Annotated in this window: 19 protein-coding genes and 1 pseudogene; 8 read left to right on the top strand and 12 right to left on the bottom strand. The window is 71.7% G+C overall.

Features of this window, described 5'->3' with window-relative positions; genetic code table 11:
• Positions 1-308: 308 nt before the first annotated feature.
• The 6 genes and pseudogenes from D3105_RS07125 to D3105_RS07150 form a co-directional block, all read right to left on the bottom strand.
• Positions 309-626, bottom strand: a pseudogene (locus D3105_RS07125) (RRQRL motif-containing zinc-binding protein); the annotation flags it as partial.
• On the bottom strand, positions 623-1,624 hold the full coding sequence (locus tag D3105_RS07130) for a DUF2637 domain-containing protein (RefSeq protein ID WP_118901084.1): 1,002 nt from the start codon (positions 1,622-1,624) through the stop codon (positions 623-625). The gene D3105_RS07130 and the pseudogene D3105_RS07125, both read right to left, overlap by 4 nt.
• Positions 1,621-1,950 carry a hypothetical protein gene (locus tag D3105_RS07135; protein WP_118901086.1) on the bottom strand — a complete coding sequence of 110 codons (330 nt, stop codon included), beginning with the start codon at positions 1,948-1,950 and terminating at the stop codon, positions 1,621-1,623. The genes D3105_RS07130 and D3105_RS07135 overlap by 4 nt, the downstream gene beginning before the upstream one ends.
• Complete coding sequence (locus D3105_RS07140; protein WP_118901089.1) at positions 1,947-2,243, bottom strand: DUF6303 family protein; 297 nt, start codon at positions 2,241-2,243, stop codon at positions 1,947-1,949. The genes D3105_RS07135 and D3105_RS07140 overlap by 4 nt, the downstream gene beginning before the upstream one ends.
• Positions 2,243-2,503: a DUF6284 family protein gene (locus D3105_RS07145; RefSeq protein ID WP_118901092.1), complete on the bottom strand. Its 261-nt coding sequence runs from the start codon at positions 2,501-2,503 to the stop codon at positions 2,243-2,245. Before D3105_RS07145 ends, D3105_RS07140 begins: the two co-directional genes overlap by 1 nt.
• A gap of 579 nt (positions 2,504-3,082) precedes the next feature.
• On the bottom strand, positions 3,083-3,799 hold the full coding sequence (locus D3105_RS07150; protein WP_118901094.1) for a GntR family transcriptional regulator: 717 nt from the start codon (positions 3,797-3,799) through the stop codon (positions 3,083-3,085).
• A 56-nt stretch (positions 3,800-3,855) separates the two neighbouring features.
• On the opposite strand from D3105_RS07150, the gene D3105_RS07155 reads away from it, so the two are divergent.
• From D3105_RS07155 to D3105_RS07175, 5 genes are all read left to right on the top strand, one after another.
• Positions 3,856-4,686: a class I SAM-dependent methyltransferase gene (locus tag D3105_RS07155; RefSeq protein WP_118901096.1), complete on the top strand. Its 831-nt coding sequence runs from the start codon at positions 3,856-3,858 to the stop codon at positions 4,684-4,686.
• Positions 4,687-4,848: 162 nt separating this feature from the next.
• Complete coding sequence (gene rlmN, locus D3105_RS07160; protein ID WP_030715656.1) at positions 4,849-5,955, top strand: 23S rRNA (adenine(2503)-C(2))-methyltransferase RlmN; 1,107 nt, start codon at positions 4,849-4,851, stop codon at positions 5,953-5,955.
• A 273-nt stretch (positions 5,956-6,228) separates the two neighbouring features.
• Positions 6,229-7,326, top strand: coding sequence for a thiamine ABC transporter substrate-binding protein (locus tag D3105_RS07165; protein ID WP_118901099.1), 1,098 nt, complete (start codon positions 6,229-6,231; stop codon positions 7,324-7,326).
• Between the two features lie 74 nt (positions 7,327-7,400).
• Positions 7,401-9,026 carry an ABC transporter permease gene (locus D3105_RS07170; RefSeq protein ID WP_118901160.1) on the top strand — a complete coding sequence of 542 codons (1,626 nt, stop codon included), beginning with the start codon at positions 7,401-7,403 and terminating at the stop codon, positions 9,024-9,026.
• Between the two features lie 5 nt (positions 9,027-9,031).
• Positions 9,032-10,072, top strand: coding sequence for an ABC transporter ATP-binding protein (locus D3105_RS07175; protein ID WP_118901101.1), 1,041 nt, complete (start codon positions 9,032-9,034; stop codon positions 10,070-10,072).
• Here the strand turns inward: D3105_RS07175 and D3105_RS07180 are convergent.
• A complete protein-coding gene (locus D3105_RS07180; RefSeq protein ID WP_118901103.1) occupies positions 10,061-10,729 on the bottom strand; it encodes a response regulator in 669 nt (222 codons plus the stop codon). The two genes, D3105_RS07175 and D3105_RS07180, sit on opposite strands and share 12 nt — an antisense overlap.
• The gene (locus D3105_RS07185; protein ID WP_118901162.1) at positions 10,723-11,979 is read right to left on the bottom strand and encodes a sensor histidine kinase; all 1,257 of its coding nucleotides are present in this window, start codon (positions 11,977-11,979) and stop codon (positions 10,723-10,725) included. Before D3105_RS07185 ends, D3105_RS07180 begins: the two co-directional genes overlap by 7 nt.
• Positions 11,980-12,121: 142 nt before the next feature.
• Between D3105_RS07185 and D3105_RS07190 the strand changes: the two genes are divergently transcribed.
• The 3 genes from D3105_RS07190 (at position 12,122) to D3105_RS07200 (ending at position 15,142) form a co-directional block, all read left to right on the top strand.
• Positions 12,122-13,342 (top strand): DUF2029 domain-containing protein, encoded by a 1,221-nt coding sequence (locus tag D3105_RS07190; RefSeq protein ID WP_118901105.1) that lies wholly within the window; start codon positions 12,122-12,124, stop codon positions 13,340-13,342.
• Entirely contained in the window at positions 13,342-14,529 is a 1,188-nt protein-coding gene (locus D3105_RS07195) for a glycosyltransferase family 4 protein (RefSeq protein ID WP_118901108.1), read from the top strand. The genes D3105_RS07190 and D3105_RS07195 overlap by 1 nt, the downstream gene beginning before the upstream one ends.
• A 157-nt stretch (positions 14,530-14,686) precedes the next feature.
• Complete coding sequence (locus D3105_RS07200; RefSeq protein ID WP_118901110.1) at positions 14,687-15,142, top strand: SRPBCC family protein; 456 nt, start codon at positions 14,687-14,689, stop codon at positions 15,140-15,142.
• A 1-nt stretch (position 15,143) separates the two neighbouring features.
• Here D3105_RS07200 and D3105_RS07205 read toward each other — a convergent pair whose 3' ends face one another.
• The 4 genes from D3105_RS07205 to D3105_RS07220 all read right to left on the bottom strand — a co-directional run bounded on the left by D3105_RS07205 (position 15,144) and on the right by D3105_RS07220 (position 19,092).
• Positions 15,144-16,301, bottom strand: coding sequence for a hypothetical protein (locus tag D3105_RS07205; RefSeq protein WP_118901112.1), 1,158 nt, complete (start codon positions 16,299-16,301; stop codon positions 15,144-15,146).
• Positions 16,283-17,020: an ABC transporter ATP-binding protein gene (locus tag D3105_RS07210; protein WP_118901164.1), complete on the bottom strand. Its 738-nt coding sequence runs from the start codon at positions 17,018-17,020 to the stop codon at positions 16,283-16,285. Before D3105_RS07210 ends, D3105_RS07205 begins: the two co-directional genes overlap by 19 nt.
• A gap of 216 nt (positions 17,021-17,236) precedes the next feature.
• The gene (locus D3105_RS07215) at positions 17,237-18,616 is read right to left on the bottom strand and encodes an aspartate aminotransferase family protein (RefSeq protein WP_118901114.1); all 1,380 of its coding nucleotides are present in this window, start codon (positions 18,614-18,616) and stop codon (positions 17,237-17,239) included.
• On the bottom strand, positions 18,601-19,092 hold the full coding sequence (locus tag D3105_RS07220; protein WP_069739311.1) for an Lrp/AsnC family transcriptional regulator: 492 nt from the start codon (positions 19,090-19,092) through the stop codon (positions 18,601-18,603). Before D3105_RS07220 ends, D3105_RS07215 begins: the two co-directional genes overlap by 16 nt.
• Positions 19,093-19,255: the final 163 nt, after the last annotated feature.

Genomic DNA, 19,255 nt, shown 5'->3' on the forward strand with positions numbered 1-19,255 from the left:
GCCCGGGGGGACCTGTATGGCGGGGGTGGGGAGGTGCTGCATTGCCTTTCTCCGATCCGGTCGGTTGGACAGTGCGGGAGTGCCCCGGGCCGGAGTCGATCCGGCAGCCTCACGCCGTGTTCCGGGGCGGTCGATCAGTGCTGGTTGCGCTGGGCGTCGCGGGCGTCCATCTCGTCGTTGAACTGGGCGTACTCGGCGGCGTCGATCGCCTCGTAGTCGGCGTGCATCTGCTCCAGCTCGGCCTGCCGCTGCTCGTATGCGTCCATGTCCATGGCGGGTTCCTCTCCTCGTTCTTCGGTCGGCTTGGGGGTGTCGTGGCAGGTGACGCACATGCCGAGCGAGCGCGGGATGCAGTACCCGGCGTCGGTGCGGCAGGTGGGGCAGGTGCGGCGGGCCCGCATCGCCGCAGCGAGTGCGGCGGTGCGGGCCGGGGTCATGGGGCGTACGGGCTTGGCCCGGTCGACCCGGTAGAGGTAGGCGACCAGCGGCCCACGGCGACGCCGTGGCCGCTCAAGCTGAGCGGCTACGTCCTGACCTCCCGGCCGCAGCCCCAGCGCTCGGAGCTGACGGCGGGTGGCCAACCCGTCCGGGGCGAGACGCCACCGGTAGCAGGGCAGGGCGCTCATGACGACGCGCCCTCAAGGACGAGCCCGGCCCCGTCGCGGTGTTCCTGGTAGCGGGCGGAGACCCACCCGGTCGACCAGCCGCACAGGTCCGCAGCCGCCCGGACGGGCAGCCCTTCACCGAAGGAGGCGTGGACGACGAGCCGGGCTTTGTCCTCGGGGAGCTTCTCGTTCACCGGACCAGCGGACAGCAGCGCCGCGCGTTCACGGGCCTCACGCTCGGCCCGCTCCTGCTGCTGTCGGCGCGCCTGCTGCTCGCGCTCCAACCGGTCCCGCTCGCGGCGCTGGGCAGCTTCGCGTTCGAGGCGTTCACGCTCGGCCTGCTGCTGTTCACGCATCTGTTCACGGCGTTCACGGGCCTCCCGCTCGGCACGCTCCCGAGCCTCAGCCCGCTCGCGTTCCTCACGCCGCGCAGCCTCTTCCCGGGCGGTCTGTTCACGGGCGATCAGCGCTTCGTGCTCGCGCTGTTCACGGGCCAACTGGGCCGCGTGCTCCCGCTCCTCACGCTGCCGCCGCTGCTGTGCCTCACGGCGCTCGGTGGCGGCCTGCTCGCGCTCGGCGCGCTCGACTTTGAGCTGGGCTTCGCGGGCTGCCTGGGCGGTGGTGATGGCCCGCCGGTAGGCGAGTCCGGTCTCTGCGGTGACGATCAGAAGGAGCGGTGCGACCGCGTGGACAGCGGCCCCGACCAGGTCTTTCTTGAGCGCGGAGTCCGCGACGTTCAGGGCCAGGGTCATGAAGCCGGTCATCCACCGCAGGGCGATGGGCCACCGGCCACCGTGCCCGCCCATCCCGGCCAGGACCGCATCCAGCCGCACCACAATCACGACCGCCGCGTCCACGACGAGAGGGAGGATCGGGGCCGTCCACTCCCACCCCTTCGGACTGTGGCGCTCCATCAGCGGCGTCACCGTGAGGATGGAGAACAGCATCGCCCCGCCCACGATCAACCACGTCCCGACTGACAGGGCGCGTTCCGCTGAACGGATCTGAACAGCGTTCACGACGCCACCTCCAGACCCGCCACGGGCGCCGGGATCACGGAGTAGCCGACCAAGCGCAGCCGGGCCCCCGTGAACACGGCATGAGCGTCCAGGACGCGGGTTGTGCCCCGGCTCTGAACCTTGTGAACAACGGCCCCGGGGGTGATGTCCAGGGCCTCACGCCACGCCTCGAACGCGGCCAGGTCGTTGTGCGCCGACAGCTCCAGCTGGTCGGGGAAGATGGTGGAGACGTGGACGTCGACGGCCGGCAGGTCCGGGAACCGGGCCATCAGTGAGGCCAGCGCGGTGACCGCGGCGGACAGCCCGCTCATCGTCGGCGCGCTCATACCGCACCGCCCGACGACGTTGCAGCGGAACGGTCGGCCACCGGGCGGACGGGGATCTTGGCGAACATCCTCCGCCGGGGCGCGGGGGTGGCGTCCCACTTCCACTCGGCCCCGCCCCGGGCCTCGTAGCCGAGAGCGGCCAGAACGGCCACGCGCTCGTGAACGGTCGGGACGGGCTCGGCGCGGTTGAAGCCGTGCACCGGCCACTCTCGCGGCTCGTAGCCGGTCAGGACAAACAGCTTCCAGGTCCCTGACACGTCCAGGACCATGCGGGCCTCGGGAAGCAGCGACATCACGCCACCTCCCCAGCGGTCCGCGTGTTTGCCAGGTCACGGCGGGCAGCCAGCACCCGGCGGCGGGCCCGGCGGATGCGCTGGTGGTCCAGCTCGGTCGGGGTGCGGTCGATGGTCATGATCTGCGCGTCCAGCAGGTCGACGTCCGCCAGAATGGCGGGCATCTCCGTCTCGATCGCGTCCAGATCGGCGTCCGACGGCTCACCGTCGAACGGGGCAGCGCCCGTAACGGCCGCCTGAAGTGCTGCGATGCTCTTCATGGGTCTGTTCCTCTCAGGAAGGAACGGCTCAACACGAACCCCCGGAGTTGCTGCTCCGGGGGTTCTCGCCGTTGGAACCAGGAACCGGCTCCCCTCAGCCCCGCCCGTACGACCCCAGAGGGGCGGACGGGCGGGGGAGGCAACCGGCCGCAGCGGTCATGGGCACTGCGGATGGTCTTGACGTGCAGATGTCTCCTTCGGGAACACGAGCTCCCGGGTAGGCGTATGGAGACGTGACCTTTCGGTCTAAGCCCTCCGGTTGACCAGGGATCCGGGACCCTCGGCCCGATCTCTCACGGGCCCCTTGGCGTCGCATCCGAAGACGTGACGCCCAGTCGTGCAGGTCGAAGCAGCCCAAAGAAGGCCCTCTTCTGCGTGGGTCACCGCCCTCTTCCGAAAGTTCCGGATCGGGCGGTGGCCACAACAAGAGACTGGACCGGTGGACCGGTCCAGTCAAGCGATGAATCTGTGTGCCGCTGCTTCGTTGCGAGGGAAAGTGCAGGTGAGGAGGCATTTCCTAGCGACAAAAAAAGCTGAACCGGTGGACCGGTCCAGCCGTCTCTGTTGCTCGTTGAGTGCCTACATGGCGTAGGTGTCCACCTGCTCGAAGAGCGAGGAGGGTGTGACGCCCTCCTCACAGACCAGCGGCTTCCCTTGTTCGTCGTACGCCGTGTGCAGCAGCACGGCTACTGGTGCGCCCTGCGGCACCCCCAAGCGTTCCGCCTCCGTCTCCGACGCGCCGCGCACGGTGGTGACGTCAACGCCTTCGGCCGGGGCCCGCCCGGTCTGGCGCCGGATGTAGCGTGTCGTGCCTTCGGCGATCGGGTGAGTGTCGGCAAGGCGCGGCGACACCTCCGCGACCTCCGGGGGGAACCACGCCTCAACGCAACTGTTCGGCGATCCGTCCGGGAGCTGGAGGACCCGAACGCGCCGAAGCGCCGTTGTCCCGGGGGGGAGACCGAGGGCGGCGGCGACGCGGGCAGGGGGTTCCGCCCAGTCGGGCTCACCTACGCGCAGGAACGGCATCCCTCCCAGGATGCGCGCCGACCCCGCACGGCGGGCGCCGGCGGGGCGTGCCACGGGCGTTTCCGTGACGACGAACCCGGTTCCCTGCTTGGCCACGACCACGCCATCGTTTCGCAGTACATCGACGGCCTTGATGGCGGTTGCTCGTGACACATCCCACTGCTCGGCCAATTCGCGGCCGGATGGAATCGTGGCCCCGGGGGCGATCTCACCAGCGGCGATGCGGGCGCGCAGGAACTCTGCGATCTCTTCGTACTTCAGGACTGCCATGGCTTCCCCTATTTCCTGCGCTGGACTGGTCCACCGGTACACACGATACTGCGACCATGTCGAATCTCGAATTGGCACCCTCCGTGATGCGGTTCTATGGCGAGACGGTCAACGAGGACAGCCGCCTGCGCAGCTCGGCAGACGGTCGGATGGAACTGGTCAGAACTCAGGAACTCCTCCGACGCTTTCTGCCCCCCGCGCCGGCGCGTGTGCTCGACGTGGGCGGGGGGACCGGGATTCACGCTGAATGGCTGGTGAAGGACGGCTACGACGTAGCTCTGGTAGATCCGGTGCCCCGTCACGTTGAGGCCGCTTCGGCGGTGTGCCCGGCGGTCGTCGGGGACGCGCGCGACCTGCCCGAGCCGGACGACACCTTCGACGTCGTGCAGCTGCTTGGGCCGCTCTACCACCTGCCCGACCCGGTCGACCGGCGACGGGCACTCGCGGAAGCCTCCCGCGTGGCCAAGCCCGGCGGGCTGGTCGCCGCTGCCGCGATCAATCGCTATGCGTCGCTCTTCGAGCACGTCACGTACGCCCACCTGCACACCGAACGGATTCACAACTCCGTCTCCAAGATTCTGGAGACGGCGGTCTACGACGGGGCGCGCGGGTTCACCCTGTCGTACTTCCACCGGGCCGAAGAGCTGGTGACTGAGCTGGTCGCCTCCGGGCTGGAGGATGTGCAGGTCTTCGGCATCGAGGGCCCCGCCTGGTCGCTGGTGAAGGCGGCAGAACAGCAGCCGGGCGAAGGTCCCACGGAGGAGCTGATCGCCTCAGCCATGGACGCGGCCCGCATGGCAGAGCCGTACCCGGAACTCCTCGCCGCCAGCTCGCACCTCTTGGCCGTCGGTACGGTTCCCGTCGACAGTGCCGACCGGCGGCCCTGACCTGCGGACGGGACCTTGGTGCCGGGCCGTCTGTGGGCCGTCGGAGGGCCGCCGACAACGACCCACAACCACCATCAACGACCGGCACCGTGCGGCCCGGGTCGTCGCTGAGCTGGGCGACGGCCCGGGGCACCTCGGCGTGTCTGCGACACTGGATGAACCATGCCTAAGCCCGGAGAACTCACTTTCGTCGCGCCCCGCGGAGCCAAGAAGCCGCCGCGGCACCTCGCCGACCTCACGCCCGCCGAGCGCAAGGAAGCGGTCGCCGCGACCGGCGAGAAGCCGTTCCGCGCCCAGCAGCTCTCGCAGCACTACTTCGCGCGGTACGCGCACGACCCGGCCGAGTGGACCAACATCCCGGCCGCGTCGCGGGAGAAGCTCGCCGAGGCGCTGTTCCCCGAGCTGATGTCCGTGATCCGGCACATCAGCTGCGACGACGACACCACCCGCAAGACCCTGTGGAAGCTGCACGACGGGACGCTCGTCGAGTCCGTCCTGATGCGCTATCCGGACCGCGTCACGATGTGTATCTCCTCGCAGGCCGGCTGCGGAATGAACTGCCCCTTCTGCGCCACCGGGCAGGCCGGCCTCGACCGCAATCTGTCGACCGCAGAGATCGTGCACCAGATCGTCGACGGCATGCGCGCCCTGCGCGACGGCGAGGTGCCCGGCGGTCCCGCCCGGCTGTCCAACATCGTCTTCATGGGCATGGGCGAGCCGCTCGCCAACTACAAGCGGGTCGTCGGCGCCATCCGCCGGCTGACCGACCCGGAGCCGGACGGCCTCGGTCTCTCGCAGCGCGGGATCACCGTCTCCACCGTGGGCCTCGTCCCGGCCATGCTGCGCTTCGCCGACGAGGGGTTCAAGTGCCGCCTCGCCGTCTCGCTGCACGCCCCGGACGACGAGCTGCGCGACACCCTGGTCCCCGTCAACACCCGGTGGAAGGTCCGCGAGGTCCTGGACGCCGCCTGGGAGTACGCGGAGAAGTCCGGCCGCCGGATCTCCATCGAGTACGCCCTGATCCGGGACATCAACGACCAGGCCTGGCGCGGCGACCTGCTCGGCCGGCTCCTCAAGGGCAAGCGGGTGCACGTCAACCTGATCCCGCTGAACCCGACGCCCGGCTCCAAGTGGACCGCCTCGCGCCCCGAGGACGAGAAGGCGTTCGTCGAGGCCATCGCGGCCCACGGCGTGCCCGTCACCGTCCGGGACACCCGCGGTCAGGAGATCGACGGGGCCTGCGGTCAGCTGGCGGCCTCCGAGCGCTAGGACAGGACCCAGGACTCCCGGGCCTCTCCGGTTCGGCCGGAAACCGCCGGTGTAGCCTGGGCCGAAATCAACTTCATATTCCGACAGGGGAGCGCCACAGCGCTGAGAGTGCGGCACCAAGGACAGGTTGGCCGCAGACCCTCTGAACCTCGCCCGGGTCATTCCGGGTAGGAAGTTCGGACCTTACTCAAGCTGTTGCGCCCTGCCCGCTTCCGGTTCGCCGGACAGCGGGCGGGGCCGCGTCTCTTCCTGGTCACCTCCAGGAGGAATCACATGAACACCACCACGAAGTGCGCGGCGACCGCGCTCGCGGCGGCGCTCGGCGTCACCGTGCTCGCCGGCTGCGGCAGCGACGAGGGCCCGTCGGGCTCCGGGGCGTCCAAGGGCAGCGGCTCCAAGACCGTGACCCTGGTCAGCCACGACTCCTTCAACGTCTCGGACGACGTGCTGAAGGCGTTCACGAAGGAGACCGGCTACACGGTCAAGACCCTCAAGAGCGGCGACGCCGGGGCCGCGCTCAACCAGGAGATCCTGACCAAGGGCTCTCCGCGTGGCGACGTCTTCTTCGGCGTCGACAACACCCTGCTCTCCCGCGCCCTCGACAACGGTCTGTTCACCGCGTACGAGGCCAAGGGCCTGGACCGCGTCGCGCCGGACACACAGACGGACGAGAAGCACCGCGTCACGCCCGTCGACACCGGTGACATCTGCGTCAACTACGACAAGAAGTACTTCGCCGACAAGAAGCTCGCCCCGCCGCAGACCTTCGCGGACCTGCTGAAGCCCGCGTACGAGAACCTCCTCGTCACGGAGAACGCGGCCAGTTCCTCGCCCGGTCTCGGCTTCCTCCTCGGCACCATCGCCGCCGAGGGCGAGGACGGCTACGAGGCGTACTGGAAGAAGCTGAAGGCCAACGGCGTCAAGGTCGTCGACGGCTGGGAGCAGGCCTACAACGAGGAGTTCTCCGGCTCCGCCGGCGGCAAGAAGGCCAAGGCCGACCGGCCGCTCGTCGTCTCCTACGCCTCCAGCCCGCCCGTCGAGGTGCTCTACGCCGACCCGCAGCCGAAGGAGGCCCCCACCGGGGTCGCCACCGGCACCTGCTTCCGGCAGACCGAATACGCCGGGCTGCTGACCGGGGCGAAGAACGAGGCGGGTGGCAAGGCGCTGCTGGACTTCATGATCAGCAAGACGTTCCAGGAGGACATGCCGCTGAACATGTTCGTCAACCCGGTCGTGAAGGACGCCGAGCTGCCGGAGCTGTTCACGCAGCACGGCGAGAGGGTCGACACGCCTCCCACCGTCACGCCCGAGAAGATCGCCGCCAACCGTGAGCAGTGGATCCAGTCGTGGCAGTCGCTGGTCCTGAAGTAGGCGTCGAGAAGGAGGCCGCCCGGCCCGCCGGTGGCGGGTCCGGGCGGCGCGGGGCCGCGGTGCGGCTCGGCCTGATGGCCGTGCCCGTCGCGTTCTTCGCCCTGTTCTTCGCCTATCCCGTGACCGCCATCGTCGGCCGCGGACTCAAGGCGGAGGGCGACTGGCAGTTCGGGCGGATCGGCGAGGTGCTGAGCCGCCCGGACATCCTCGACGTCCTCTGGTTCACCACCTGGCAGGCTTTCGCCTCGACCGCGCTCACCCTGCTGATCGCCCTGCCCGGGGCGTATGTCTTCGCCCGCTTCGACTTCCCGGGCAAGCAGCTGCTGCGAGCGGTCGTCACCGTGCCGTTCGTGCTGCCCACCGTCGTCGTCGGCACCGCCTTCCTGGCGCTGCTCGGGCGCGGCGGGCTTCTCGACGAGCTGTGGGGCGTCCGCCTCGACACCACCGTGTGGGCGATCCTGCTGGCCCACGTCTTCTTCAACTACGCCGTGGTCGTCCGCACGGTGGGCGGGCTCTGGTCCCAGCTCGACCCGCGCCAGGAAGAGGCCGCGCGGGTGCTGGGGGCCGGACGCTTCGCCGCGTTCCGCCGGGTGACACTGCCCGCGCTCGCCCCCGCCGTGGCCGCGGCCGCGCTGATGGTCTTCCTCTTCACGTTCACCTCCTTCGGCGTCGTACAGATCCTCGGCGGACCGGCGTACTCCACCCTGGAGGTGGAGATCTACCGGCAGACCGCGCAGCTTCTGGACCTGCCGACCGCCGCCGTGCTGACCCTGGTGCAGTTCGCCGCGGTCGGCGGAATCCTCGCCGTGCACGCCGCGACCGTACGCCGCCGGGAACGGGCGCTGAAGCTGGTCGACCCGGCGCAGACCTCCCGCCGGCCGCGCGGACCCGGACAGTGGGCGCTGCTCGGCGGCGTACTGCTCACGGCGCTGCTGCTGATCCTGCTGCCGCTCGGTGTGCTGGTGGAGCGATCCCTCGACGGAGCAGACGGTCCTGGCGGTTACGGCTTCGGCTACTACGAGGCCCTCCAGTCGGTCGGGGCGGGCGGCTCCTCGACCTTCCTGGTGCCGCCGCTTGAGGCCGTCGGCAACTCCCTGCGGTACGCGCTCGTCGCGACGCTCATCGCCCTTGTCATCGGCGGGCTCGCGGCGGCGGCCCTGACCCGGCGGGCCGGTCGGCTGGTCCGGGGCTTCGACGCGCTGCTGATGTTGCCCCTCGGGGTGTCCGCCGTGACCGTCGGCTTCGGCTTCCTGATCACCCTGGACAAGCCGCCGCTCGACCTGCGGACCTCCTGGATCCTGGTCCCGCTGGCCCAGGCGCTGGTCGGCGTCCCCTTCGTCGTACGGACCATGCTGCCCGTGCTGCGGGCCGTCGACGACCGGCTGCGGGAGGCCGCCGCCGTGCTCGGGGCATCGCCGCTGCGGGCCTGGCGGGAGGTCGATCTGCCGCTGGTGCGACGGGCGGTGCTGGTCGCGGCGGGCTTCGCGTTCGCCGTCTCCCTCGGGGAGTTCGGTGCGACGGTCTTCATCGCGCGGCCCGACAACCCGACCCTGCCGGTCGCCGTGGCCCGGCTGCTGGGGCGGTCGGGGGAGCTCAACTACGGGCAGGCGATGGCCCTGAGCACGATTCTGATGCTGGTGTGCGCGGTGTCGCTGCTGCTCCTGGAGCGTATCCGCACCGACCGATCCGGGGAGTTCTGAACGACATGCTGAGCTTGCGGGAAGCCACCGTACGGTTCGGGGAACGGGCCGCGCTCGACGCGGTCGACCTGGAGGTCGCCGACCACCGGATCGTGTGTGTCCTCGGGCCCAGCGGCAGCGGCAAGTCCACCCTGCTGCGGGCCGTCGCCGGGCTCCAGCCCATGGACGGCGGCCGGGTCCTGCTGGACGGACAGGACCAGGCGGGCGTCCCGGTGCACCGGCGCGGGCTCGGCCTGATGTTCCAGGACCACCAGCTCTTCCCGCACCGGGACGTCGGCTCCAACGTCGCCTTCGGGCTGCGCATGCACGGCACCGGGCGGGCCGAGACGGACGCCCGGGTCCGTGAACTCCTGGAGCTGGTCGGCCTGCCGGGAGCCGAACGCCGTGCCGTCGCCGCGCTCTCCGGCGGCGAACAGCAGCGCGTCGCCCTGGCCCGCGCGCTCGCCCCGCGCCCGAAGCTCCTGATGCTCGACGAGCCCCTCGGCCAGCTCGACCGGAGCCTGCGTGAACGGCTCGTTGTTGAACTCCGTACGCTCTTCCAGGAGTTGGGGACGACCGTGCTGGCCGTCACACACGACCAGGGCGAGGCGTTCGCGCTCGCCGACCGGGTCGTCGTGATGCGGGACGGCCGGATCGCGCAGGAAGGCACCCCGCTGGACGTCTGGCAGTGCCCCGCCTCCGCGTTCGTCGCCCGGTTCCTCGGCTTCGACAACGTCACCGCCGCGACCGTCACCGGCCAGGCCGCCGCCACCGCCTGGGGCAAGGTCCCGGTGCCCGAGGGCTCCCCGCAGGGCGAGGTCGACCTGCTGGTCCGGCCCGTCGGGGTCCGGATCGGAGCTCCCGAGGACGGCCTGCGCTGCACGGTCGGCGTCCGCACCTTCCGGGGGAACCACGTGACCGTACGGCTGCTGCCCGAGAACGCACCGGTGCTGGAGGCCGAATGCGCCCTGCGGGACACCCCGGACGAGGGCGCGGTCGTGGGCGTCCGCTTCGACGCGGCGGAGACGGTGGTGCTGGCAGGGGCCGGGATGCCTTCAGGGGCCTGAGTTCCCCGCCACCACCAGACCCAGTTCGTACGCCAGGATCACCGCCTGCGCCCGGTCCCGCAGCCCCATCTTCGCGAAGAGCCGGTTGATGTGGGTCTTCACCGTGTGGTCGGTGATGGTCAGCCGGTCGGCGATGTCCGCGTTGGACAGACCCCGGGCGATCAGGACGAGCACCTCGGCCTCGCGCGCGGTCAGCCCGTCGATCGAGCGCTTCGGCGGAGCGCTGACCCGCTGCCGGGCGAACTCGGCGATGAGCCGCCCCGTGATCTCGGGGGCCAGCAGGGCGTGGCCGCCCGCCACCACCCGTACCGCGTGCAGCAGTTCGGGAAAGGTCGCGTCCTTCAGCAGGAAGCCGCTGGCTCCGGCGGAGAGGGCGTCGTAGACGTACTCGTCCAGGCCGAACGTCGTCAGCATCAGCGCCCGGGTCACCCCGTTCGACGCCGCGACGATCTCGCGCGCCGCGTCGATACCGCCGAGACGGGGCATCCGGATGTCCAACAGGGCCACATCGGGTTGCAGTTCGGCCGCGCCGAGCACGGCCTGTTCGCCGTCCTCCGCCTCCCCGACCACTTCGATGTCGTCCTGCGTGTTCAGCAGACCGGAGAAGGCCGTACGTACGACGGCTTGGTCGTCGGCCACCAGCACCCGGATCACCACGGCAGCTCCGCCTCCACGAGAAAGCCGCCGGCCGGACCCCGGCCGGTGGTGAGCGCCCCGCCGAGCAGGGAGGCCCGTTCGGCCATGCCCACCAGCCCGTGCCCCGCCCGCCCGGTGCAGCCGGCCGGATCGGGGCCCGGCCCGTCATCGCTCACGCGGACCGTCAACAGGCGCGGCCCGTAGTGGAGTTCCACGACCGAGTGCGCCCCCGGGGCGTGCCGCCGGGCGTTCGTCAGGGCCTCCTGGACGATCCGGTACGCCGACAGCTCCCAGGACGCGGGCAGCGGGACCCGCTCGCCGCTGATCCGCAGCTCGGCAGCGCCGCCCACCGCCCGGTGCTGGCCGAGGAGGTCGTCGAGACCGGCCAGCGAGGGCTGCGGGGCGGTGAGCGGGGCTCGTGAGGTGGCGTCGCCCGTCCGCAGCACTCCGAGCAGCCGCCGCAGCTCCGCCATCGAGGAACGTGCGGTGCCCGCGATCTCCTGGAAGGCGTCCCGCGCCGGAGGTGAGAGGTCCGGTGTCGTGTACGTGGCGCTCTCGGCCCGGACCGCGATCACCGACACCGAGTGGGCGATCATGTCGTGCAACTCCCTCGCTATCGCGGCCCGTTCCGCCTCGGCCGCCTGCCGCCGCTCCATCTCCAGCAGCCGCGACTGGGCGGCCGCCCGGGTGTGCCGGGTCTCCTCGCGCGCCCGCACCGCGTCCCCCGTGCTCACCGCGCCCAGGATCATCACCGTCAGCACCAGCGTCTCGGCGTACAGCCCCAGACTGAACCGGTCGGTCCCCTGGAGCGCGGGCAGCCCCGGGGAGCCGTCCCGGGCCCACCGGTCGATGTGCACCAGGTTGACCGTCAGCGCCGCCAGCGAACCGGCCAGCACGAGGATCGCCGGGTGCTGCACCCGGTGCCGCCCCAGGGTGTAGCAGCCGATCAGGGACCCGGCGATGGTCGCGTACGCCATGTTGCCGTCGGTCGCGAAGCTCAGCAGGGCCGCGCCCACGGTCAGGAACCCGACGGCGGGCCAGGTCGCCCGCAGCGCCAGCGAGGCCGTACAGACCACCACCCCGAACGCCGTGATCGCCGAACCCGGTACGAGGGCCAGCTCCACCACCGCGAAGAGCGTCAGTGCCGCCGCGGTCAGCCAGGCGTACGAGGGGGCCGCCGCCCGGTGCCGCAGCCGTCGCCGCACCTCGCGGACCGGCGGCGGGGCTTCGGGGGCGGCAGCCGGGCGGTCCGGCGTGATGGTGCGCGTCATACGGAGATTCTTCGTCACGGCCGGGGCCGGGCACATCGGAGTACGGGTGGAATTCCCGGTGTCGGCTCATGCCACGGGTTGACCCCGAGGACCGGACAGTGGTGTGACGATCCGTGAACGGCCCGTTCCTAGCCTCGGATCCATGGCAACGACCACGCCCCTCACCCCTCCTGACCAGCACCGCGAGCCGCCACCGCTGCTCGGGGGCGCCTGCTGGTGGGCGTTGTGCGCGGCCGCCGCGCTGGGGCTCGCCGCCTGCTCCTCGCTCGGACCGCACCGCGTCTGGGGAGCCACCGCCGTGCTCGGCTACCTGGCCGCCGCGCTGCTCACCGCACGCGGGCGGAGCCCCCGTACCGCAGGCGCGGTCGCCGTCGCCGGGGCGGTGCTGCTGCCCCTGCTGTGGCTTCTCGCCGTGGACCGGGCGCAGTTGGAGGTGCGGGTGGTCGCACGGTCGGCCGGTCTCCTGCTCGCCGAGGGGACGCCCTACCTCCAACATCCCGTGGTGCCGACGGACTTCAACCCGTACCTCCCGGGCATGGCCGTCTTCGGTCTGCCGGAGGCCGTGGCCGGGCCCGGTCCGCTCACCGACCCACGGCTGTGGATGGGCGCGGCGTTCCTCGGCGCGCTCGCGCTCGCCCTCCCGGCGGGGTCCCGCTGCGCTCCGCTGCGGTGGATCGCCGCCTGCCCGCTGGTCGCGCTGCCGCTCGCGGTCGGAGGTGTCGATCTGCCGGTGGTAGGGCTGATGTGCCTCGGGCTCGCCCTCGCCGGGCGGGGACGAGCGGACGCGGCCGGACTGGCGCTCGGCGCGGCCGCCGCCGTCAAGTGGACGGCCTGGCCCGCGATTCCGGTGGCCTTGGCCCTGCTCGCGGCGGCCTCCCGATCGGCGGGCTGCCCGGCGGATCGGGGGGAGGGCCGCCGCCCGGATCGCGCCGCCGCGCGCTGCGGGCTCGTCGTCCTGCTCACCGCCGCTGTTCTCGTCCTGCCCGCCGCGCTGCGCGACCCGGGAGCCTTCCGGGCCCATGTCGTCGACTTCCCGCTCGGGCTGACCGACGCGGTCTCGTCCGCCGCGAGCCCGCTCCCCGGCCATCTGCTGGCCACCCACGTTCCCGGCGGCCGCACGCTTGCCCTCTTGCTGCTCGGGGTGAGCGCCCTCCTCCTCGCCCTCTCCCTTCTCCTCCGGCCCCCGGCGACGACGGCCGACGCGGCGGGGAGGATCGCGCTCGGGCTGCTCCTGGCCATCGCGTTCATGCCTGCGAGCCGCTTCGGCTACCTGGTGCACCCGCTGGTCCTCCTGGTGTGGGCGGCGGTCCGGGAGACACCCGTCCACCCCTGGCTCCTCCGCGTACGGAAGCAGGTGTCCTGATGACCCGCAGCCGCACCCTCGTGGTGACCAACGACTTCCCGCCGCGCCAGGGCGGTATCGAGACCTTCGTCCGGGCGATGACCGACCGCTTCCCCGCGGACTCCGTCGTCGTCTACACCTCCGCCGAACCCGGGGCGGCCGCCCATGACGCGGCCCTGCCCTACCCCGTGGTGCGCGACCCGGCCCGGATGCTGCTCCCCGTCCCCCGCGTCACCGCCCGCGCGGCCGAACTCGCCCGCCGCCACGAATGCGACAGCGTCTGGTTCGGGGCCGCCGCCCCGCTCGGGCTGATGGCGGACCGGCTGCGCCGGGAGAGCGGGGTGCGGCGGGCCGTCGCCACGACGCACGGGCATGAGGTGTGGTGGGCCCGCACCCCGGGGGCCCGGGCCCTGCTGCGGAGGATCGGCGACCGCACGGACACGGTGACCTACCTCGGCGCGGCGACCCGCGCCCCCATCGCCGCCGCGCTCGGCCCGGCCGCCGTCCGCCGCATGGTGCGACTGGCACCGGGCGTGGACGCGGAGGCCTTCGCCGTACGGCCGGGAGCGCGCGACGGCGCACGGGAACCGGCGCCCGCCGACGGGCCGCGCGGGGCGCGCAAGCGCGTCCGCGAGCGGTACGGGCTCGGCGCCCGGCCGGTGATCCTGTGCGCGGCGCGGCTCGTCCCGCGCAAGGGGCAGGACACCCTGATCCGCGCCCTCCCCGCCGTCCTGCGCTCGGTGCCCGACGCCGTACTCCTGCTGACCGGCGACGGACCCTACGCCCGGACCCTGCACCGGCTGGCCGCCGACACCGGGGTCGCGGACGCGGTGGTCCTCGCCGGCGGGCGGCCCCACCCGGAGATGCCGGAGCACTACGCGGCCGCCGACGTCTTCGCCATGCCCTGCCGCACCCGCAGAGGCGGCCTGGAGGTGGAGGGGCTCGGCATCGTCTTCCTGGAGGCGGCGGCCGCCGGGCTGCCGGTCCTCGTCGGCGACTCGGGCGGCGCGCCCGACACCGTACGGGACGGGGAGACCGGGCACCTGGTCGACGGGCGGGACACGGCCGCGGTCGCGGACCGGCTCGTCGCGCTGCTGCGGGACCGGGCGGCGGCCGAGGCGATGGGGGAGAAGGGCCGGGCGTGGGTCCGTGAGGCGTGGGGGTGGGAGAGCGCGTACGCCACCCTCGCCGGACTGCTGCGGCCCTGACCGCCGAGCCGGAGCGCGTGCCGTACGCCGCGACATCGCGCTCCGGGCCCGGCAAGCTGGAGGTCCGGCCCCGTACCCGTACGTGGTACGGCACCGACAGCGACAGCGACAGCGACAGCATGGCAGGGACAGTGGCAGCGACGAAGGACCGTGAACCATGACCGGTGGCACCCGCGAGGGCATCGACCTCACCCGCGTCCTCGACGCCCCGCAGCAGCGGGTCTTCGCCGCCTGGACGTCACCGGAGGACTTCGCCGCCTGGTACGGGGGAGAGGCGGACGTCCCTTTGGACCGGGTGGCGATGGACGTACGGCCCGGGGGCTCGTGGAGCCTGGTCATCGTGATGCCGGGCGTCGAGATGCCCTTCCACGGGGTCTACCACGAGGTCAGTGAACCCGACGGGCTCGTTTTCACGCTGAAGGACCGCTCCGCCCCCGAGGACGCCGAGGGCGAGACCGTGACCGTCACCTTCAGCGATCTCGGGGGCGGCCGGACCGAACTGGCCTTCCAGCAGCGCGGCGGGAACCTCACCCCCGAGCAGTACGCGGCGGCCGAGGACGGCTGGGAGGCCTTCTTCGACGCGCTGGCCGACCGCCTCGCCTCCCACCCCTGAACTACGCCAGCGGAAGCGCCGCGAGCTGCGCGATCACCCAGGTCAGCGGGGCGAACAGGGCCAGCAGCGCGCCCGCCCGCAGCAGCGTCGCCCGGCGCAGCGTGGCCGCCGGAGCGCCCATCCTGAGCAGCGCCTGCGCGGTGTGGGCGCGGGCGTGCTTGGCCTCCAGCGCCGAGGTCAGCAGCGTCGCCGTCGTACAGCCGAGGACCAGGACCGCGCCGAGTGCGGTGAGCGGACCGTACGGGCGCTCGTCACCCCCGTACAGCGCCGAAGCGGCGATGCCCGCGGACAGCACGGCGCAGACGATGCCGAGCGGGCGGCCGATGCGGCGCGCCTCGTCCATCAGGACCCGGCCCGCCAGCAGCCGTACGGCCCCGGGGCGCACCGCCTGAAGCGCCCGGCCGCACAGATACGTCAGGCTCGGGCCTGCCATCGCCAGGCCGATCGCGGTCAGCGTCCACCCGATCAGCACTGCCACCGGGGTGGAGTCGTACCGTCCGGGCAGCGGGAACGCGTTCCCCGCCGCACCCCGGGAGGCGATCGCCTCGACCGCGAGTCCGGCCGCCGTCAGCGCCACGCCCCACGGGAGTCCGGCCGGGGCCGGTGCGGGCTCCGGCAGCTCCTCGGAGCCGAAGGTGTCCCGCGCCGGGTCGGGCCGCGACCGCAGCGCCAGCGCGCTCGCCGTCGACGCGGCCACCGGCACGAGCGCCAGCAGCATCAGGGCGGCGGCCAGCGGCAGCGGCGTGCCCGCGCCGAGGAACTCCGCCGCGCCCCCGTCGAACGGCATCCCGGTCAGATCGCCGCGCAGATGCAGGAAGAAGAGCAGAGCCACCATCGAGCCGAGCGTGGTCGAGACGGCCGTGGAGACCGCGGCCAGCGCGGACAGCCGGACCGGGCCGAGGCCCAGCGAGGAGAGGCCCGGCCGGGGCCGGGTGCTCGGGTCGGTCCGGGCCACCGCCACGGCGAACTGCACGGTCGCGGCCAGCGGGACGAAGCACCACAGCAGCCGCAGCACCGAACCGGCGGACGCCGGGTGCGCCGCGGCGTACCCGAGGGCGCACAGGAGGAGGAATCCGACACCGGCCGACGCGGCGGCCACCAGCAGCCGCCGGACCAGGACGAGGGGATGGGAACCGCGGGCTAGACGGAGAGCGAGCACGCCGCGCGGCCCTCCGCTTCCGGTTTCGAAGGCAGGGTGACGGTGGCGACGCAGCGGCCGTCCAGCATGGGCACGGTCCGGTCGGCGAGCGCGGAGACCTCCGCGTCATGGGTGGCCAGCACAACGGTGATGCCGTGCGAGCGGGCCGCCGTGGTGAAGGTGCGCAGCACCTGGGCGCGGTCGGCGCGGTGCAGGGTCGCGGTGGGCTCGTCCGCGAAGATCACGGTCGGCGCGCCGCACAGGGCGCGGGCCACGGAGATCCGCTGGCGCTGCGCCTGGAGCAGGGCGTGCGGCCGCTTCTTGGCGAAAGCGGCGATGTCCAGGCGCTCCAGCCACTCGGTGGCGGCCTTTCTGGCGGCCCGGTGCGAGACGCCGCGCAGCAGCAGGGGCAGCGCGGTGTTCTCCCAGACGGTCAGCTCCGGGACCAGCTCGGGATCGGCGGAGATCCAGCCGAAGCGCTCGCGGCGCAGCTGTTCGCGTACCCGGGGGGCCATGGTGTGGACGGGGACGCTGTTGAACCAGACCTCGCCCTCCTGGGGCACGAGCCGGCCCGAGAGGCAGTGCAGCAGCGTCGTCTTCCCGCTGCCGCGCGGTCCGGTCACGGCGAGGATCTCCGCGTCCCGGACGCCGATGGAGACACCGCCGAGACCGGGCGATCCGTTGTGGGAGTGGTGCAGTGAACGCGCCCAGATCACGTCGTTGTCCGGCGGGGCCACCATGGCGTACACCTCGGTTCAGGTCAGATTTCCCGTTCCCCCGTACGGGGGAACGAAGACGCGGCCGATCGGTCACTGGGCACCGTAGATAGTCGGACCGGTCCGGGAGCACGGCACGCGGCCCGGATACGCCCCTTCTCACTCGAAGGGGCGTATCCGGGCCGCGTGGACCGATGAAATGACCGCTGGGCGGCTATCGGCCGGGGGACCTGGTGGCGGTCAGAGCTTCGACCACGCCTCCGTGAGGACGGTCCGCAGGATGCCCTCGATCTCGTCGAACGTGGACTGGTCGGAGATCAGCGGCGGCGCGAGCTGGATGACCGGGTCGCCACGGTCGTCGGCCCGGCAGTAGAGGCCGTTCTCGAACAGCGCCTTGGAGAGGAAGCCGTACAGGACGCGCTCGGTCTCCTCGTCGGTGAACGTCTCCTTGGTCGCCTTGTCCTTCACCAGCTCGATGCCGTAGAAGTACCCGTTGCCGCGGACGTCGCCGACGATCGGCAGGTCGTGCAGCTTCTGGAGCGTGGTGAGGAAGGCGTTCTCGTTGTCGAGGACGTGCTGGTTGAGGTTCTCGCGCTCGAAGATGTCGAGGTTGGCGAGGCCCACGGCCGCGGAGACCGGGTGGCCGCCGAAGGTGTAGCCGTGCAGGAAGGTGTTGCCGCCCTCGTAGAACGGCTCCGCGATCCGGTCCGAGACGATGCAGGCGCCGATCGGGGAGTAGCCCGAGGTCATGCCCTTCGCGCAGGTGATCATGTCCGGTACGTAGCCGAACTTGTCGCAGGCGAAGATCGTGCCGAGCCGGCCGAAGGCGCAGATGACCTCGTCGGAGACGAGCAGCACGTCGTACTTGTCGCAGATCTCGCGGACCCGCTGGAAGTAGCCGGGCGGCGGCGGGAAGCAGCCGCCCGCGTTCTGCACGGGCTCCAGGAAGACGGCCGCGACGGTCTCGGGGCCCTCGAAGAGGATCTCCTGCTCGATCTGGTCGGCGGCCCAGCGGCCGAAGGCCTCCGGGTCGTCGCCGAAGAGCGGGGCGCGGTAGATGTTGGTGTTCGGCACCTTGTGCGCGCCGGGGACCAGCGGCTCGAAGGGGGCCTTCAGGGCCGGGAGGCCGGTGATGGACAGCGCGCCCTGCGGGGTGCCGTGGTAGGCGACCGCCCGCGAGATGACCTTGTACTTGGTGGGCTGGCCCTTGAGCTTGAAGTACTGCTTGGCCAGCTTCCAGGCGGTCTCGACGGCCTCGCCGCCACCGGTGGTGAAGAAGACCTTGTTGAGGTCGCCCGGGGCGTAGTCGGCGAGCCGCTCGGCCAGCTCGACGGCCTTCGGATGGGCGTAGGACCACACCGGGAAGAAGGCGAGCTCCTGGCCCTGCTTGTACGCCGTCTCGGCGAGCTCGTGACGACCGTGACCGGCGTTGACCACGAACAGGCCGGAGAGGCCGTCCAGGTAGCGCTTGCCCTTGTCGTCGAAGATGTACGTTCCCTCGCCACGCACGATGGTGGGAACGGGCGCGTTCTCGTAGTCCGACATGCGGGTGAAGTGCATCCACAGGTGGTCGTACGCGGTTCGGCTGAGGTCCTTGCTCACGGCTATCGGGTTCCCCACATATAGGTCTGCTTCTTGAGCTTCAGATAAACGAAGCTCTCGGTGGAGCGCACGCCGGGAAGGGTCCGGATGCGTTTGTTGATCGTCTCCAGCAGGTGGTCGTCGTCCTCGCAGACGATCTCCACCATCAGGTCGAAGGAGCCCGCGGTCATGACCACGTACTCGCACTCGGCCATGGCCGACAGGGCTTCGGCCACCGGATCGAGGTCGCCCTCGACATTGATGCCGACCATCGCCTGGCGCCGGAGTCCCACGGTGAGCGGGTCCGTGACGGCGACGATCTGCATCACGCCCTGGTCGAGCAGCTTCTGGACGCGCTGGCGCACAGCCGCTTCGGAGAGGCCCACGGCCTTGCCGATCGCGGCGTACGGACGCCGTCCGTCCTCCTGGAGCTGCTCGATGATTGCGAGGGAGACGGCATCGACCGCCGACGGTGATCCGTTCCCTGTCCTGGAGTCTGCGCTGCGACTGGCCACGCACCCACCATGCACCGCTCCTCGTCTGTCTCGCAACCCCAGATCGATGAAATTCGTTGAGTGAGTGCTCAGAACCGACTGAATCCGAAGTTGGGGGCGGTTGGGTATGTCGAAAGCGTCGCCCAAGCGATTAGGGTGGATGTCTCACCCATCGGACAGCCGA

Origin of the sequence: Streptomyces globisporus, from assembly GCF_003501885.1 — a bacterium.
GTDB classification, from domain to species: Bacteria; Actinomycetota; Actinomycetes; order Streptomycetales; family Streptomycetaceae; genus Streptomyces; species Streptomyces globisporus_D.

What these genes read in the sequence shown, in the direction of transcription:
- D3105_RS07135 (WP_118901086.1), bottom strand. Translation starts at nt 1,950, where the DNA reads ATGAGCGCGCCGACGATGAGCGGGCTGTCCGCCGCGGTCACCGCGCTG.
- D3105_RS07210 (WP_118901164.1), bottom strand. Translation starts at nt 17,020, where the DNA reads ATGGTGGCCCCGCCGGACAACGACGTGATCTGGGCGCGTTCACTGCAC.
- D3105_RS07140 (WP_118901089.1), bottom strand. Translation starts at nt 2,243, where the DNA reads ATGTCGCTGCTTCCCGAGGCCCGCATGGTCCTGGACGTGTCAGGGACC.
- D3105_RS07195 (WP_118901108.1), top strand. Translation starts at nt 13,342, where the DNA reads ATGACCCGCAGCCGCACCCTCGTGGTGACCAACGACTTCCCGCCGCGC.
- rlmN (WP_030715656.1), top strand. Translation starts at nt 4,849, where the DNA reads ATGCCTAAGCCCGGAGAACTCACTTTCGTCGCGCCCCGCGGAGCCAAG.
- D3105_RS07145 (WP_118901092.1), bottom strand. Translation starts at nt 2,503, where the DNA reads ATGAAGAGCATCGCAGCACTTCAGGCGGCCGTTACGGGCGCTGCCCCG.
- D3105_RS07190 (WP_118901105.1), top strand. Translation starts at nt 12,122, where the DNA reads ATGGCAACGACCACGCCCCTCACCCCTCCTGACCAGCACCGCGAGCCG.
- D3105_RS07155 (WP_118901096.1), top strand. Translation starts at nt 3,856, where the DNA reads ATGTCGAATCTCGAATTGGCACCCTCCGTGATGCGGTTCTATGGCGAG.
- D3105_RS07150 (WP_118901094.1), bottom strand. Translation starts at nt 3,799, where the DNA reads ATGGCAGTCCTGAAGTACGAAGAGATCGCAGAGTTCCTGCGCGCCCGC.
- D3105_RS07170 (WP_118901160.1), top strand. Translation starts at nt 7,401, where the DNA reads ATGGCCGTGCCCGTCGCGTTCTTCGCCCTGTTCTTCGCCTATCCCGTG.
- D3105_RS07165 (WP_118901099.1), top strand. Translation starts at nt 6,229, where the DNA reads ATGAACACCACCACGAAGTGCGCGGCGACCGCGCTCGCGGCGGCGCTC.
- D3105_RS07200 (WP_118901110.1), top strand. Translation starts at nt 14,687, where the DNA reads ATGACCGGTGGCACCCGCGAGGGCATCGACCTCACCCGCGTCCTCGAC.
- D3105_RS07175 (WP_118901101.1), top strand. Translation starts at nt 9,032, where the DNA reads ATGCTGAGCTTGCGGGAAGCCACCGTACGGTTCGGGGAACGGGCCGCG.
- D3105_RS07185 (WP_118901162.1), bottom strand. Translation starts at nt 11,979, where the DNA reads ATGACGCGCACCATCACGCCGGACCGCCCGGCTGCCGCCCCCGAAGCC.